At 69.0% G+C, this 14883-nt stretch carries 13 protein-coding genes; 4 read left to right on the forward strand and 9 right to left on the reverse strand.

The genetic code is table 11. From position 1 onward, the window contains the following. Window positions 1-32: 32 nt before the first annotated feature. Complete coding sequence (locus ACFYZ4_RS21670; RefSeq protein ID WP_390784583.1) at window positions 33-1028, forward strand: SMP-30/gluconolactonase/LRE family protein; 996 nt, start codon at window positions 33-35, stop codon at window positions 1026-1028. A gap of 64 nt (window positions 1029-1092) precedes the next feature. On the opposite strand, the gene ACFYZ4_RS21675 is transcribed toward ACFYZ4_RS21670, so the two are convergent. Together ACFYZ4_RS21675 and ACFYZ4_RS21680 are read right to left on the reverse strand one after the other, a co-directional pair. Continuing rightward, on the reverse strand, window positions 1093-1680 hold the full coding sequence (locus tag ACFYZ4_RS21675) for a hypothetical protein (protein ID WP_390784584.1): 588 nt from the start codon (window positions 1678-1680) through the stop codon (window positions 1093-1095). Further along, window positions 1677-2054 (reverse strand): PadR family transcriptional regulator, encoded by a 378-nt coding sequence (locus ACFYZ4_RS21680; RefSeq protein ID WP_390784585.1) that lies wholly within the window; start codon window positions 2052-2054, stop codon window positions 1677-1679. Before ACFYZ4_RS21680 ends, ACFYZ4_RS21675 begins: the two co-directional genes overlap by 4 nt. A 175-nt stretch (window positions 2055-2229) precedes the next feature. Between ACFYZ4_RS21680 and ACFYZ4_RS21685 the strand changes: the two genes are divergently transcribed. Both ACFYZ4_RS21685 and ACFYZ4_RS21690 read left to right on the forward strand, forming a co-directional pair. Beyond that, window positions 2230-2421 carry a hypothetical protein gene (locus tag ACFYZ4_RS21685; RefSeq protein WP_351297210.1) on the forward strand — a complete coding sequence of 64 codons (192 nt, stop codon included), beginning with the start codon at window positions 2230-2232 and terminating at the stop codon, window positions 2419-2421. Next, window positions 2418-2792 carry a HEAT repeat domain-containing protein gene (locus ACFYZ4_RS21690; RefSeq protein ID WP_390784586.1) on the forward strand — a complete coding sequence of 125 codons (375 nt, stop codon included), beginning with the start codon at window positions 2418-2420 and terminating at the stop codon, window positions 2790-2792. Before ACFYZ4_RS21685 ends, ACFYZ4_RS21690 begins: the two co-directional genes overlap by 4 nt. 358 nt (window positions 2793-3150) lie before the next feature. Here ACFYZ4_RS21690 and ACFYZ4_RS21695 read toward each other — a convergent pair whose 3' ends face one another. The 5 genes from ACFYZ4_RS21695 to ychF form a co-directional block, all read right to left on the reverse strand. Beyond that, the gene (locus ACFYZ4_RS21695) at window positions 3151-8487 is read right to left on the reverse strand and encodes a caspase family protein (RefSeq protein WP_390784587.1); all 5337 of its coding nucleotides are present in this window, start codon (window positions 8485-8487) and stop codon (window positions 3151-3153) included. Beyond that, a complete protein-coding gene (locus tag ACFYZ4_RS21700) occupies window positions 8484-8843 on the reverse strand; it encodes a hypothetical protein (protein WP_384347010.1) in 360 nt (119 codons plus the stop codon). Before ACFYZ4_RS21700 ends, ACFYZ4_RS21695 begins: the two co-directional genes overlap by 4 nt. 127 nt (window positions 8844-8970) lie before the next feature. Further along, window positions 8971-9426, reverse strand: coding sequence for a hypothetical protein (locus tag ACFYZ4_RS21705; protein WP_390784588.1), 456 nt, complete (start codon window positions 9424-9426; stop codon window positions 8971-8973). Between the two features lie 14 nt (window positions 9427-9440). Then, a complete protein-coding gene (locus ACFYZ4_RS21710) occupies window positions 9441-11081 on the reverse strand; it encodes a restriction endonuclease fold toxin-2 domain-containing protein (protein WP_390784589.1) in 1641 nt (546 codons plus the stop codon). A gap of 194 nt (window positions 11082-11275) precedes the next feature. Continuing rightward, window positions 11276-12364, reverse strand: a complete 1089-nt coding sequence (gene ychF, locus ACFYZ4_RS21715) for a redox-regulated ATPase YchF (protein ID WP_351297224.1) — start codon at window positions 12362-12364, stop codon at window positions 11276-11278. 135 nt (window positions 12365-12499) lie between these two features. On the opposite strand from ychF, the gene ACFYZ4_RS21720 reads away from it, so the two are divergent. After that, entirely contained in the window at window positions 12500-13018 is a 519-nt protein-coding gene (locus ACFYZ4_RS21720; protein ID WP_390784590.1) for a DUF6542 domain-containing protein, read from the forward strand. Between the two features lie 25 nt (window positions 13019-13043). On the opposite strand, the gene ppgK is transcribed toward ACFYZ4_RS21720, so the two are convergent. Beyond that, window positions 13044-13784, reverse strand: a complete 741-nt coding sequence (gene ppgK, locus ACFYZ4_RS21725; RefSeq protein ID WP_351297227.1) for a polyphosphate--glucose phosphotransferase — start codon at window positions 13782-13784, stop codon at window positions 13044-13046. Window positions 13785-13805: 21 nt separating this feature from the next. Then, window positions 13806-14798 carry a 4-hydroxy-3-methylbut-2-enyl diphosphate reductase gene (locus tag ACFYZ4_RS21730; RefSeq protein ID WP_351297230.1) on the reverse strand — a complete coding sequence of 331 codons (993 nt, stop codon included), beginning with the start codon at window positions 14796-14798 and terminating at the stop codon, window positions 13806-13808. Between the last annotated feature and the right edge of the window lie 85 nt (window positions 14799-14883).

Raw genomic sequence — 14883 nt, forward strand, 5'->3', positions numbered from 1 at the left:
GTCCTCACACATCGAGAAGAGGACACCTGACCATGCGCGCACCGCAGAAGAAGTTCCTGCCCACCACGGTCCTGGCCCTCACCACGGCCCTGGCCGCGGCCCTCACCGTGGGCGCGGCACCCGCGCAGGCGACCGACGGGCGGATATCCACGGCCTTCGTCCTGCCCGGCGCGAAGGTCTACCCCGAGGGCATCGCCACGGACCCGCGCACCCGCACGGTCTACGTCGGCTCGTACGCGGACGGCACCGTCTACCGGGCCCGTCCCGGCCGGCCCCATGCGGAGGTGTTCCTGGCGTCCGGCACCGACGGCCGGCACACGGCGAACGGCCTGCGCGTCGACGCCCGCGGCCGCCTCTGGGTGACGGACTCCACCGCGGGCGTATCGGTCTACGACACCGCCACCGGGGCGCGCCTCGCCCACTTCGAGGTGGCCGCGGGGGCTCCCGCCCGCTTCGTCAACGACCTGACCCTCACCCCGGACGGCACCGCGTACCTGACCGACAGCGTGCGCGGGGTGGTCTACCGCGTGACCCCGGACCAGCTGGCGGCCGGCAGCGGCGTCCTGACCGAGGCCTACGACCTCACCCCGGTCCTGCGCCCCCGGCCGGCGGGCGGCTTCAGCCTCAACGGCATCGTCTCCGACCGCGCGGGCCGCTACCTCCTCACCGTCGACATGGTCGAGGGCGAGCTCTTCCGCATCGACCTGCGCACCGGCGCCGTCAGCCGGGTCGCCCTCGACGGCGGCGACCTGAAGGCCGCCGACGGCCTGGACCTCTCCCCCGACGGCACGCTGCGGGTGGCGCACAACACCACCAACACGCTGAGCCGCTGGCAGCTCTCGGCGAACGGCACGCGCGCCCGGCTGACCCGTACGATCACGGACCCGTCGCTGGAGATCCCCACCACGCTCGCCCACACCCCGGGCCGCACCCTGGTGGTCCGCTCGCAGTTCGACAAGGGCGGCCCCCTGAACCCCGGCGAGGGCACCCCCACCACGTTCACGGTGGCCTCGGTCCGCGGCTTCTAGACCTGGCGGCGGCCACCTTGGGATCGGCTCGACGGCATCGCCCACGAGCCGATCCGCACTCTGCTCAGCTCAACTCGGGGGCTCCGTCCTCGCTCTTGCGGCGGACGCGCCTCGCGGCGCGCGCGTCGGCGACGGCGTACGGCAGTCCGGGCAGCAGCAGGAGCGGCGCGGCCCACAGCGGCAGCGTGAACAGCACCCCGTCGCCGACCAGCCACATGGTGAGCACCGCCGCGGGCAGGCCGACGGCGAGACCGACCAGCCAGCTCTTGCGCAGGCCGATGTTTCCCCGCCGCAGCTCCCAGGCGACGGTGGCGGTGCCGGTGGCCAGCCAGAAGGCGAGGAAAGCGGCGGTCACGTCCACCTCGGTGGTCCACCGGGTCAGGTACGCGCCCAGCAGGAGCCAGCCGGCCATGAAGCAGGCGATGGCCACCGCGCGCGGCGCCCGCCGGGAGAGCGGGGCGCGCGCCCGCGCCCAGGAGGCGGCGAAGGCCCGGACGTCCCGGCCGACGACGTCCTGCGCGCTGCGGCCGGCGGCCTCCGCGTCTTCGAGGTGCGCGGAGAGCTCGTCGAGCATCTCGCGCAGGGAGGCCCCGTCGACCCCCCGGTACTCCCAGTTGCTGCGGCAGGCGGCGAGTATCTGCGCATTGGTCATGGTGTGCTGTCCCCCGTGGACTCCGTGCCGGTCAGGATCCGGCCCACCGCCCCGGCGAAGGCCTGCCAGTCGGCCCGGCCCCCGCCCAGTTCGGTACGCCCCGCCTCGGTCAGGCGGTAGTACTTGCGCGGGGCGCCACCGCTGGGCGACGGCGCCCGGTACGAGGAGACGAGCCCCGCCCGCTCCATCCGCGCGAGCAGCGGATAGATGCTGCCGTCACTGACCAGCTCCATCCCGCTGCCGGCGAGCGCCTCGGCGAACTCGAAGCCGTACCTGGGCCGTTCGGCGATCAACGAGAGCAGACACAGATCGAGCACCCCGCGCAGGAGCTGACTGCGCCGCTGGTCACCGGCGCCGGACAGTCCCTTTGTCATGCACCACAAGATAATCCCAACTACCTTGCACCGCAAGAAACCCACGCGGCCCCGCCGTGCGCGCGAACCCGCCGCCGGACTCGTCGTCGTTTACGGGTGTCCCGCCGACTGGCCGGGTACGCCGAGGCAGAGAAATCCATGGCACAAAGCCGGGACCTGCAACGAGACTGCGCAGGTGAGCGACCCCTACCCCTGTCCCTGCTGCGGGCACCGCGTGCTCGACCCCGCCTGGCGCCCCGTCGACCTGACGCGCGACTCCTTCGAGGACTGGCACGCGGACACACCCGCCCCGTGGCCCGACGACCGCTCGGTGCTCGGCCGGCGGCTCCCCACCCTCTTGCCCCGCGACCACCCGGCAGCGTCATGACGTCCCCGGTCCAGGCCCTCGTCCAGCAGCTCGACGGCAAGGCGGACGAGTCCTGCGACGCCCGCGCGGAACTGATCTGGATCGGCGCCGACGCCATCCCCGCCGTCATCGACGGGCTGCCGTCCCTCGGCGGCTTCGGTCAGCTGACCGCCATCGAGGTATTCCAGGAGGTGGGCGACCCCCGCTGCGGCCCCGCCCTCATCGGGCTGCTGGAGAGCGACAACCCGACCGTCCGCGAATGGGCGGCCGTGGCCCTGGCGAGCCTGGAGATCGACGCCGCGGTCGAGCCCCTGCGCCGCGCCTACCGCACCTGCCTGGAACGGGCCACCCCGCCGGACTGGACCGAGCCCGACGCATCCGCTGGGCCCTGACGGAACTCGGCGCCCGCAGCCCCGTCGTCCCCTCCCTGACCGCCCGCCTGCGCACCGATACCGCAGCGGACAGCCCCGGCTGGCCCACTGCCCACTTCACGGCGATCATCAACGACTGGTGGAAGAGGCCCGCGCCTGGTCCCTCCTGGAAGCCACCGAAGCGCCGTTCGGCGAGGACGTCTTCGTAGCCCCCACCTGGATCGACCGCACCGACCTGCACCCGCAGAGGTGACCCCATGCCGTTCCACCAACCAGGGAACGGTGAGACCGGACGCCCCGCCACAAGGGCCGCACGGCAACCCGACGTGGGCGACGTCCCTGTTCAGGGTCCAGTGCGCCACCGGGTTGGGGACCTGAGTCAGTTGCCTTCGCCCGTGCCGGAAACCACACCGGAGGGACTCTCCGCCTCCCCCGAGGTCCGCAACGTGGGAATCGCCGGCACCGGCGAAACCGCCGGAAGCACCTCACCCGACGGTCTCCCGCCCAGCGCCTCCCACTGCGGGAGGCAGACCTCGAGCCGCCGCACATGCGCCCCGTCGAGATCCAGCGAAAGAAGCGGGCCGAGGACCCTTTCGGCGCCCTGGACGGTGAACATCTCGGCGGTGCCGTCGGAGTGGTGCTCCAGCCACTCGAGTGACCAGTCCACGACCCGGCCCATCTCGGTCGCCGAGAGCTCCTTCAGCGCGAGCAGGGATCCGAGGAGCAAGTGGGACTGCCAGTCCGGCATGTGACGCTCCAGCCACGCGAACGACCATGAGATCGCCTTCGTGCGTTGCGCCAGTGTGATGTCGGTACGCGCCAGGCGCGGCTCAAGCACGAAGCTCACGTCGAGCGCGGTGGGGTCCGCCGACACTCGGGTGGTCACCAGAGATTCAACCGTTGCGGCCTGGTCGGCCGGCAGGTCCGAGCGCTCGGCGAGGACGCCCAGCATTTGCCAGGCGTCTGCCGGCTTCTGCCGGGATATCCACCTCAGCCCACAGCCGACCAGCCTCCTGGTCTGGGCCTCGCTCGGGTTCGTCGGACCGAACAACGACCGCAGCGTTTGGGGTGCCTGTGGTGAGTGGCCATGGCTTTCCAGCCAGGCGATACCCGTGTTCACCAATTCGTCGCGGTCGGCCGCCCCGATCCGGTGGTGCTCGGCGAGCGCGATCATGACGCGCCGCGCCGCACGGCTGTTCCTGTGCTCCCTCAGCCAGCCCATCGCCTCCGAAAGCGCCCACTCCCACTCATCGTCCGTCAGATCGTTCCTGACGAGCAAGGGCTTGAGGACGAACCCCGCCTCCGCCTTCGAGCGGTGACGGGTGAGCCACGTCCGGGCGAACGCGACCGTGTCACGCACCCGCTCCTCCACGAGCCCGGAGTACTCCAGCAGTCTCTCCAGAAGGAAATACGCTTTGGGCTCTGTTCCCCGGTCCCGCAGCCAGCCGATGGCCAGAAGGGCTCCGTCATCGAACTGGTCGTCATCCAAACCGGCGTGGGAAAGGAGCAATTGCAGCAGATACCGACTACGGGCATGACCCTCATGCCTCACGAGCCACTGCAGGCCGTAGGCCACCACGTCGCCGAGGTGCCCGTCCGCCATCTCGGGCGCCTTGAGCAGCGACTGGATCAAGCGCGTGGCGGCGACATCCGCCCAGTGCGCCTCCAGCCAGGAAAGGGCCGAGGCGACGGCTCTACCGGTGAGTTCCCCCACCGGCTCGGAATGCTGCAGCATGGGGTGGTCGAGCACGTCGATCAGCAAAGGGAGCGCCTCCGCCTGAGTGGCGTTTTCCTCAAGCCATTCCACCCCGGAGACCAGCTGCCGGGCCTCTTCCTCGTCCGTGCGCGCCGTGCGCTCCTGGAGCAACCTCCGGATCTTCTGGGCTCCCCTCCAGGTACCGGCGTTCCGCTGCTCCAGCATCTCGGAGAAGCTCGTGGCCCGGGCACGCTGCTCGGAGGAGAGTTCGGGCCGCCCCAGCAGCTTCGGCAGGAGGCGATGGGTCGGAGCCGCGGGGCACTTCAGCTCAAGCCACCTCAGGGCCTCCCGCACGCCGGCCGCGGCCTCCTGCGCCGTGAGGTCGTCGCGCGCGAGCAGCGCACCGAGGAGGTAGCCTGCGCTCTTCTCCTCCCGGTGGCTTCCGAGCCATCGGGCCGCCAGGAAGACAGTGGACCGCACCCGGACGGACGGGAGATCGCCACGGAGAAGAAGTGCCTGCAGGACGTGATCCGCCGTGTCCAGGGAACCGTGTACGCGCAGCCAGGACATCGCCGAGACAACCGCTTGGTCCGCCTGCTCGTCGGTGAGTTCCGGCCGGGCCAGCAGGGCGGGTAGGACGAAGCTGGCGTCCGTGGACTCGCCATACCGCGACAACCAGTCGTTGGCGAAGGTGATGACGCGGCGGATCTCGTAGGCGGGCATGACTTCGCGCTTGAGCAGGTGCTGCAGTACGAACCCCGCTGTCTTCTCGTACTTGTGGAGTTCCAGCCAGGACATCGCCTGTCCTACGGCCAGTCGAGCCCGCTCGTCGGTGAGACCACGACGGGTGAGCATCTTGGACAAGGTGAAGCTGGCGGCAACCTGGGTCGCGTGGGCATCCAGCCACAGGTCGGCATATCCCATCGCGAGCTCTCGTTCCTCGGGAGCGAGTCCGCCGCACTCGAGCAATCGGCCGATCAGGAAGTCGGCGTCCTTCTCCGAGGCATGGGCCTCCAGCCACAGTCCTGCGGACCTGACCACGAGCTCTCGTTCCTCGGGGGTGAGGTCGTCGCGGTCGAGCAGCCGGCCGATCAGGAAGTCGGCATCGCTCTCCGAGGCATGAGTCCTCAACCACCCGACCGCGTAGGAGAGAGCCTGCTGGATCTGCAGCCTGCCCGCTCTCTGCATGTCCAGCACCGGCCGCAGGATCCAGTTGGCTCGCCGGGTGTCCCCGTGGTGTTCCAGCCATCTGAGCGCCAGCAGGGCGGCGTAACGGAATTCCTCGCGTGGAAGGTTGGCGTAGTTCAGGAGCGCGATCAAGACCTTCGACGAGCGCTCAAGGGTGATGTTGTGGCCCACCCAGATGTAGGCCCCCGCGATCGCGCGGCGCACTTCGGCCTCGGTCAGGTCTGCCCGGCCCAGGAGGGATTGGAGAACCGCTCCGGTCTGCCGTGCGGCCATTGAGGCTTCACACCACCGCAAGGCCGCCGAGACGGCTTTCCTCAACTGGTTGGGCGTGAGGTCACCGCGGGCGAGCAGGGCGCTCAGGACGAAGTGGGCTCCTGGGGACTCGCTGTGGAGATTCAGCCAGCCGACCGCGATCTCGAGGGACGGTCTCAGCTCGGCCGGGAGTTCCGTCCTGCTGAGAAGCGGCCCCAGGACGTAACTGGCGTCCTGCCGCCAGCCGTACTTCTCGAGCCAGAGCAGTGCCGCCGGAACGAGCTGGGCCGCGCTGTCGGCAGGAAGCCGCGACAGGCCGCTGTGGAGCAGGTGACGGGCAACGACCTGGTCGCCGTGCTCCTCCAGCCAGGGACCGGCGATGTGCTGCCAGTCCCGTACGGCGGCCTGCGACCAGGGTGGCCCGTAGACAAGTGCCCCGAGGGCATAGCTGCCCGCGTCCGCGTCGCGACGCATGACGTCGCCAATGGTGGAGGAGTTGTCCGCAAACCAGCGGTCGAGCAGCTCCGCCACGGAGTCCCGTGGCTGAACCGCCAGGTCATTCATCAACCGGGCGAGGTTCGTCGCGTAACGCCCGAGCGTTCGGGGGCCGATGAGAGAGCCGCTCAACAGCGACAAGGCCCGCTGCCGGTCCGGACGTCGGGAACCGGGTGGGAGGATCACGGACTCCATGAGGTGGTCACAGACGATGTCGTGGGCGGTGGCCAGCATGTCTCCCGGACCTTTGCGCTGCAGCCAGCCCAGGTCGAGCAGGGTTTCCACCACCTCCTCCGCCTCCGGCGTGTCCTCGGACTGCCGAGGCAGCGCCGCCTTGGCGGTCGCGACCACCTCGGCGTACCCCTGCGGACAGGCGGCCGTTGCGGCCGCGGCGGCCACCAGCAGCTCGGAGGCCGAGACCCGGTGGAAGGCAGTCCCCCCATGGCGGCTCTCCTCGCGCCGCATGACGGCGAGATCGTCCTCCTCCAGTCGGCTCCTGAGCCAGGAGGACAGCTCGCCACTCGCCCTCAGACCGGACAGGTCCCGCAGGCTGCCGGCCGCTACGCGCCGCTCCACCTCACGGGCGACCAGCAGCGCGATGATGGGCCGGTGGCCGCAGATCTCCCACATCCGGTCCATGCCGAACCGGTCGATGGCCATGGGCGCCATCCTGGCCAACGCCTGCTCCGCCACCTGCCTCTGGAATTCCTCGTCCTGCCGCAGATCGACCTCGTCGAACAGCTCGTACAGGTGGATCTCGTTCGTTTTGCGCAACCACCCGGGACGTGCCGTGGCGAGGAAGGCGACCTTGATCTCCTTGTGACGTGCCTCCGGCAGGAGCTGGTGGCGGAGTGTGGTCAGGTCGAGCCGCGGATTGTCGTCGTTCTTCCTGAAGTAGTGGTTGAGGTAGTCCAAGACCACCAGGACAGGAGTGTCCCCCGCCAACACCTGGTGGACGATCTCCGTGGTGACGTCCTCCTTCCCGCTGGGACGCAGATGCAGCACACGCCACCCCTCGTCCAGCGCCAGCCGCCCCACCTCAAGGACCGTACGGGTCTTACCGGTGCCGGCCGCACCGATCAGTAGCACGCCCCGGTCATCGGCCTCGCGAAGGCGGCGGAACAATTGGTACCGCTCGGTCTCGTGCTCCTGCCCCGGGGACACGTAGGGAAGGCATTCGGGGGTGAGGTTCCGCTCGAATCCACCGAGTCCCCTGACGAAACGCTCCTGGGATATCACCGAGGGCAGCGGGTCAGGACCCGGTGGCGGCGGCTCATGAACCCCGCCCGCCGACGCGGCGGCAGACTTCTCGCCGGTATAGGCCCGGTTGCGGGCGAGCGGGATCTGATCGCCCTCGCCACGGCAGGCGATACGGGGCTCCGGTACCGCTCTACCGGCCTCCAGCCGACCTTTGAGCTGCTTCTTGACGGCCCTCAGGACATCACCGGTCAGGAGGTACTTCTGTTCCTCGCCCCTGCGCCCCTTGTTGTCCAGAGGCCCCGTGATGCCCTCCTGGAGCACGGACACCAGTGCGAGGGTGAACACGCTGCCGTTCGGGAGGCAGATCGACTCCTCGGTCTCGGCGGCCGAGGTGAGAACGCAAGCACCGTCGATGGCGAACGTCTCGTCCTCCTGCGCAGGAGCCGCATCGCCCATCCGTACGGCGAGCCCGCTGTGGCAGCAGTCGATGATGACGACCTTGTGCCGTGCCTGAGAGGCCTCGACGATCGCCTTGAGCTCTCTGTACTCGATCGAGTGGTAGACATGCCGATGGCTGGACTTCTTCGTGGCAAGAAGCAGGTCCTGCCCGTCCCGGGAGTAGTGACCGTGCCCGGCGAAGTAGACGAGAAGCAGGTCGGATGCCTCATCGGCGGCGGCACAGACGGCCTCGAAAAAATCGTTCCGCGTGCTGCCGGCAGAGAGGACGTCACAGTCCCCCCTGCCGAGCGCTTCCACCTCGGGGTCGGTCAGCTGGTCGAGCAGCGCAGGAATGTTCTTGACGACGCCTTCGAGCTTGGGAAGCGTCTCGTAGTCGTGGATGCCCAAGAAGACTGCCCGGGACCGCGAGACCGACCTGTCGGTCATGACTGGGCGGCGTCTTCGTTCGCGTCCCCGGCCTCCAGGCGGCGCAGCAGATCCGCCAACTGCTCCGGGCCGAGATGGCTGATGTCGACCGTTGTGCCCCCGAAGGTCAGCGTGCGTGCGCCCCGGGTCCGGCCGCCGGCGCGTGCGAGCCGCCAGCCGGCGTAGCCCACCGCGAAGTTCGCGATGTCGCCGGCGGATCCCAGAACGATCTCCAGAGCGTCGAGCGCGCCCATGGTGGGGCCTGGCATGGAAACGGGTGCGACGGGCAGCGTCCGCGCCTTCGGATCACGAGCCAGCCAGCCCTGAAGCTCCGTCAACGCCAGCTTCTCGCCATCACTTTCGATGCGTACGCGCATCCCGGCCCCCCTCGTCCTTGTGTGAACAGACGCCGATATTAGGGGACCGACCGCTCCCCCCGCCGGACCGTTCCCGTGCCCTGCCCCCTCGCTCCCCAGGTGTCCTGCGGACTGGCTGCGGACTGGCCTACGGGGTCTCGACGGAGTCGAGGTGCCTGCGCAGCTCCGCGGCGATGCCTTCGTCTCCACCCTCGGCCGGCAGCGGCCACGGGTCCTGCTCGCCGTTCGCCACAGCGAGGCTGCTCGCGAACCAGACGAGGTGCGGTGCGGGCACGAAGGAGTCGCGGAGCCACCGCGCAAAGACAGCCGCTTCACCGGCGGTCACATCGGTCAGAGTGATGAAGGCATAGTCGGGCTTGGGCATCGACGCCGTCCCGTCGATCCATACGCCAGGCGCCAGCTCGATCTCAAAATCGAGGACGGGCACGCTGTGGATCCCCGAGATCCGATAGTCCACTGTGGGCTCGGGGAATGCCTCCCTGAGAGCCCTCTCCAGGGACTCGGCCGTGGCGCGCCAAGCTCCGCCGTCTCCCTGCGGCGGGTAGAAGGCGAAATTGGTGCGAACATTGCGTTCAGTGGGCACGGTCTTCCTCTGTCTCACGGCACGTATCGCGTCGAGCCCGGCGTACCCGACATCGCCATCATGGACTGCCAGTAGGCAGCGTTGTCCTTGCCGTTCGTGACGATCTCCAGCCCCCGGATCTCGCTGTTCGCGGGGTTCTCCATTGCTTGCTTGTACCGGACGAGCTCCTTCTCGTCACCGGCGTACATGGAGTCGATGACAGGATCCCAAGCGATCTTTCCCTGCGAGTCCACCTTGACGGGTTTGGTCAAAGTCTCTTCCAAGCGGTCAAGAGATCGGAAGCTCTTCTTCTTACAGTCGGGATCGCGAACGTGCTTCGCCTCGACGAGGTATCCATCAACGGGCCGTATGCCGTCCACCATCAGTCCACGGTTCTTCCCGGCCAGCGGCACCTCCCGTTCCGGGTACCCAGAAGTGCGCAGCTGGTAGGCGTTGTCCGGATCGGTCGGGCCGCCGCCGCCGGCGAAGCCACCAGGCGTGAGCGAGTTCATCCACGTACGGAATTGCTGCTGCTCAGGGGCCGTGAGCAGCTTCGTAGTACCAGGGACTGGGGCAATGGGATCAGCGAACGGGATGCCGGGGTCGACAGAGTTGACCATCGGCAGGAGCGCAGGGGTGCCCGCGTACGACGCGAGCCTGATCGGCAAGGGAACGGGCAGGCGGATGAGCGGGGGCAGGAACGGCATCCCGGGGAGCCCGGGGGCCGCAGGGCCTCCTGCATCGGGGAGCGTGACTCGCGCTGCGGAAGAGTCGAGCGCGTGGGCGACGTCTCCCAGGTCGTGTATCCAGGAGTCGGCGAGAACGGCGTCGTGCAGCCCGCCGTCGTAGCCGTTGGCTCCGAACAGAGGCGTATCCCAGGGCATGTCCACTTCGAACAGGTCGTTCTTGTGGTCCCGGATCTTCGCCTTGGCGGCCTCCACGTGATCGGCGTACCGAGCACATGCCTTCGCGAGCTGAGAGCAGGCGGCAACCAGGTTCATCACCAACGGCTCGTCCTGCTGCGCCTTTGCTGGAGGGCAGGTAAGACCCACACAGTGCTTGAAGTACGACTGGAAGGCATCCGCTGCCTCCCCTGAGTGCGCTTTGCCGGCGGTCGAGGCGTAGGTCTGCGCATCCTCAAGGAACCTCTGCAAGAGGGAGCCGGCATGCTGCCAGGACTTGGCGACGTCGCGGATCTTCTCGGGTGAACCCCGGAATCGGTCACTACGTCCCGCCGGCGCGTACTGGTCGTACCAAGCGGTTTCCCCCACCACTCCCGGGAGCTCCTGCCCGAGGCCGAGATAACTCTCCGCGCAGTCGGCACCCGGGTCACCCATGCCCACAGTCAGGTCGACCTGTTTCCCCAGGAACGCCGATGCCGTGCGGCTCTCCTGCGCCATGAATTCGCGGGCATTGTGCATGAGACCACGGCTCGTGGCCCCGAGGATGTAGGAGCTGAACCCCATCTTGTCCAGAGTTGTGGACGCCGCTGGCGCGTAGACCTTGGCAAACGAGCGGCCTGCTTCGTCGTCACCGGCCATCCCCTGCTGTCGCCCCAGCTCGTGGCCCAACGCGATGGCGGTGTCCCGAGCCCCGCGCATCGACTCGATCAGCCCCATGGATCCGCGGATCATGCCCTCCGCGATGAACTCCAAGTCAGGCGCAAGCCCGCTCACGGCGCTCCCCCCACTGCAGACGTGAACGATCAAGCTAACGCACGAATACGGCGACGTCTGCGCGAGATTGCGCCTACAGTTCGAATGATCGTCGGGGAGGTCCCCCTTGGGGTCAAACCGTTCTGCGGACAGCTGCGGACAGCACAACGGCCTGACCTACGTTCTCGCAGGTCAGGCCGTCTGTGGGTATGCGATTACACGTTGAAGCGGAATTCGACCACGTCGCCGTCCTGCATGACGTAGTCCTTGCCCTCCATGCGGGCCTTGCCCTTGGAGCGGGCTTCGGCGACCGAGCCGCAGGCGACCAGGTCCGCGAACGAGATGACCTCGGCCTTGATGAAGCCGCGCTGGAAGTCGGTGTGGATCACGCCGGCGGCCTCGGGGGCGGTGGCGCCCTGCTTGATGGTCCAGGCGCGGGTTTCCTTCGGGCCGGCCGTCAGGTAGGTCTGCAGGCCCAGGGTGGCGAAGCCGACGCGGCCGAGGGTGGCCATGCCGGGCTCGTCCTGGCCGACCGACTGGAGGAGTTCGAGGGCTTCCTCGTCGTCCAGCTCGACCAGGTCCGCCTCCAGCTTGGCGTTCAGGAAGATCGCCTCCGCCGGGGCGACCAGGGCGGACTGCTCCGCCTTGAACGCGTCGTCCGTCAGCTCGTCCTCGTCCACGTTGAAGACGTAGAGGAAGGGCTTGGTGGTGAGGAGGTGGAGCTCGTGGAGGAGGTCGCCCTGCTCCGTGCCCTTGGTGATGCCGCGGGAGAAGAGGGTGTGGCCCTCCTCCAGGATCTTCTGGGCCTTCTCGACGGCGGCCAGGACCGCGACCTTCTCCTTCTGGAGGCGGGACTCCTTCGTCAGGCGCGGCACCGCCTTCTCGATGGACTGGAGGTCGGCGAGGATCAGCTCGGTGTTGATCGTCTCGATGTCGTCCTTCGGCGAGACCTTGCCGTCGACGTGGACGACGTTCTCGTCCTTGAAGGCGCGGATGACCTGGCAGATGGCGTCCGACTCGCGGATGTTCGCGAGGAACTTGTTGCCCAGGCCCTCGCCCTCCGAGGCGCCGCGGACGATGCCCGCGATGTCGACGAAGTCGACCGTCGCCGGGAGGACCCGCTGCGAGCCGAAGATGCCGGCCAGCACGCCGAGGCGCTGGTCCGGGACGCCGACGACGCCGACGTTCGGCTCGATCGTGGCGAACGGGTAGTTGGCCGCCAGCACGTCGTTCTTGGTCAGGGCGTTGAACAGGGTCGACTTGCCGACATTCGGCAGGCCGACGATTCCGATCGTGAGCGACACGTTGGCGACTTCCCGTAGCTGGAGGGGGCGGCGGCCCGGAGGTGGGCCACCGGACAGTTTACTTTCCGATGAGTGGCGGTCGATGTACGCGTGTCCGGGAGCCGATCCGGCGCCCTCCCCGCCTAGTTTGGTGGGGTGGAGCAATACAGGACGCGACCGGCCCCTCACCCGCAGCGACCCCCGGCCCAGCGTCGGCGGCCGCCGGCGGGCGTGCCCGCCCAGGCCGGCGACCCGCGGCCCGCGGCCGTACGGCGGATGCCCCGGCCCCGGCTGACCGGGCTCGGCGGCGGGCTGTTCGCGTGCGCCGCCATGGTGCTCGTCGCCGGGATCTGCCGGCTGCTCTTCGGCTCCTCGCTCTTCGTCTTCGGACTGCTCTTCGTGCCCGTCGCGGCCGCCGCCGCGCTCTGGGTACGGCCCGCCGACCTGATCACCGCGCCGATCAGCGCCCCCATCGCCTTCGCCGCCGGGGTGTGGCCCATTTCCGGCGGCTCCGGCGGCTTCGGCGGGCAGCTGATGGGGCTGGTGTCCGCCCTGTCGCTGCACGCCGGCTGGCTGTACGCGGGCACGCTGGTCGCCGCGCTGATCGTCATCGTGCGCAAGGCCGTGCTGATCGGGAAGAGGCGGCTCCCGCGCCGGACCGCCTCCACCTCCTGACCCCAACCGTTCCCTGCCGGTTCTGCTACCGGCCCTTCGCCGCCATCGCCGCGCCCACGATCCCCGCGTTGTTCTGCAGCTTCGCCGGCACGATCTCGGCCCGTACGTCCTCGATCAGCGGAAGGAACTTCTCCGGCTTGCGGCTGACGCCGCCGCCGATGATGAACAGGTCGGGGGAGAAGAGCATCTCCACGTGCTCCAGGTACTTCTGCACCCGGTGCGCCCAGCGCTCCCAGGTGAGCTCGTGGTCCTCCTTGGCCTTCACCGACGCCCGCGTCTCCGCGTCGTGGCCCTTCAGCTCCAGGTGGCCGAGCTCCGTGTTCGGCACCAGCCGCCCGTCCCGGAACAGCGCGCTACCGATACCGGTGCCCAGCGTGAGCAGGATGACCGTGCCGTCCCGCCCCTTCCCGGCCCCGTACGCCATCTCCGCGATCCCCGCCGCGTCCGCGTCGTTGAGGACCGTGACCGGCCTGCCGTCCAGACGCCGCGAGAGCAGGTCCGCCGCCTCGACGCCGACCCACCCCTTGTCCATGTTGGCCGCCGTGCGGATGAGGCCGCCCGTGACCACCCCCGGGAAGGTGACGCCCACCGGGCCGTCCCAGTCGAAGTGGCGCACCACCTCGACGACGCAGCCGGCCACCCCGTCGGGGGTGGCCGGCTGCGGTGTCAGTACTTTGTGGCGCTCGTGCGCCAGGTCGCCACGGTCCAGGTCCACGGGAGCGCCCTTGATCCCGGATCCGCCGATGTCCACGCCGAAGATCTGCATGGACATACCGTACGAAAGGAGTTACTTGTCGGCGACCAGTTCGGCAGCCTCGGCGCGCAGGTCGCGGCGCAGTTCCTTCGGCAGCGAGAAGACGATCGACTCCTCGGCGGTCTTGACGATCTCCACGTCCTCGTAACCGCGCGCCGCCAGCCACTCCAGGACCTCCTCGACCAGGACCTCCGGCACCGAGGCGCCCGAGGTGAGGCCGACGGTGGTGACGCCCTCCAGCCAGGCCTCGTCGATCTCGCTCGCGAAGTCGACGAGGTACGCGGCGCCCGCGCCCGCGTCGAGGGCGACCTCGACCAGCCGGATGGAGTTCGAGGAGTTCTTCGAGCCGACCACGATGACCAGGTCGGAGTCGGCGCCCATCACCTTGACGGCGGCCTGCCGGTTCGAGGTGGCGTAGCAGATGTCGTCGCTGGGCGGCGAGACGAGCAGCGGGAACTTGGTCTTCAGCGCGTCGACCGTCTCCATCGTCTCGTCGACCGAGAGGGTGGTCTGCGACAGCCAGACGACCTTCGACTCGTCGCGCACCTCGACGTTGGCCACGTCGTCCGGGCCGTCGACGATCGTGATGTGGTCCGGGGCCTCGCCGGAGGTGCCGATGACCTCCTCGTGGCCCTCGTGGCCGATGAGGAGGATGTCGAAGTCCTCGTTCGCGTACCGGATGGCTTCCTTGTGCACCTTGGTGACCAGCGGGCAGGTGGCGTCGATCGTCGCGAGCTTGCCGCGCGCCGCCTCCTCGTGCACCACCGGGGCCACGCCGTGCGCGGAGAACATCACGATGGAGCCCTCGGGCACCTCCTCCGTCCGCTCGACGAAGATGGCGCCCTTCTTCTCCAGCGTCTGGACGACGTACTTGTTGTGCACGATCTCGTGGCGGACGTAGACCGGCGCGCCGTACTGCTCGAGAGCCTTCTCGACAGCGATCACGGCTCGGTCGACGCCCGCGCAGTAGCCGCGCGGGGCGGCGAGCAGGACACGGCGGGAAGCGGCAGCAGTCATGCCCTCCATCGTACGGGGGTCCCCAGCAGGCCGTTCGTCCCCCGTCCGCCCCACACTTGATCGCAAGCGTGTTCACGGCGTCCCCCGGAGGGCC

It is taken from the genome of Streptomyces sp. NPDC001513 (assembly GCF_042894695.1).
Taxonomy (GTDB): domain Bacteria; phylum Actinomycetota; class Actinomycetes; order Streptomycetales; family Streptomycetaceae; genus Streptomyces.

Bases quoted from the DNA above. Each gene is read 5' to 3' on its own strand.
- ACFYZ4_RS21670 (WP_390784583.1), top strand. From the start codon at position 33: ATGCGCGCACCGCAGAAGAAGTTCCTGCCCACCACGGTCCTGGCCCTC.
- ACFYZ4_RS21675 (WP_390784584.1), bottom strand. From the start codon at position 1,680: ATGACCAATGCGCAGATACTCGCCGCCTGCCGCAGCAACTGGGAGTAC.
- ACFYZ4_RS21680 (WP_390784585.1), bottom strand. From the start codon at position 2,054: ATGACAAAGGGACTGTCCGGCGCCGGTGACCAGCGGCGCAGTCAGCTC.
- ACFYZ4_RS21690 (WP_390784586.1), top strand. From the start codon at position 2,418: ATGACGTCCCCGGTCCAGGCCCTCGTCCAGCAGCTCGACGGCAAGGCG.
- ACFYZ4_RS21695 (WP_390784587.1), bottom strand. From the start codon at position 8,487: ATGACCGACAGGTCGGTCTCGCGGTCCCGGGCAGTCTTCTTGGGCATC.
- ACFYZ4_RS21700 (WP_384347010.1), bottom strand. From the start codon at position 8,843: ATGCGCGTACGCATCGAAAGTGATGGCGAGAAGCTGGCGTTGACGGAG.
- ppgK (WP_351297227.1), bottom strand. From the start codon at position 13,784: ATGCAGATCTTCGGCGTGGACATCGGCGGATCCGGGATCAAGGGCGCT.
- ACFYZ4_RS21730 (WP_351297230.1), bottom strand. From the start codon at position 14,798: ATGGAGGGCATGACTGCTGCCGCTTCCCGCCGTGTCCTGCTCGCCGCC.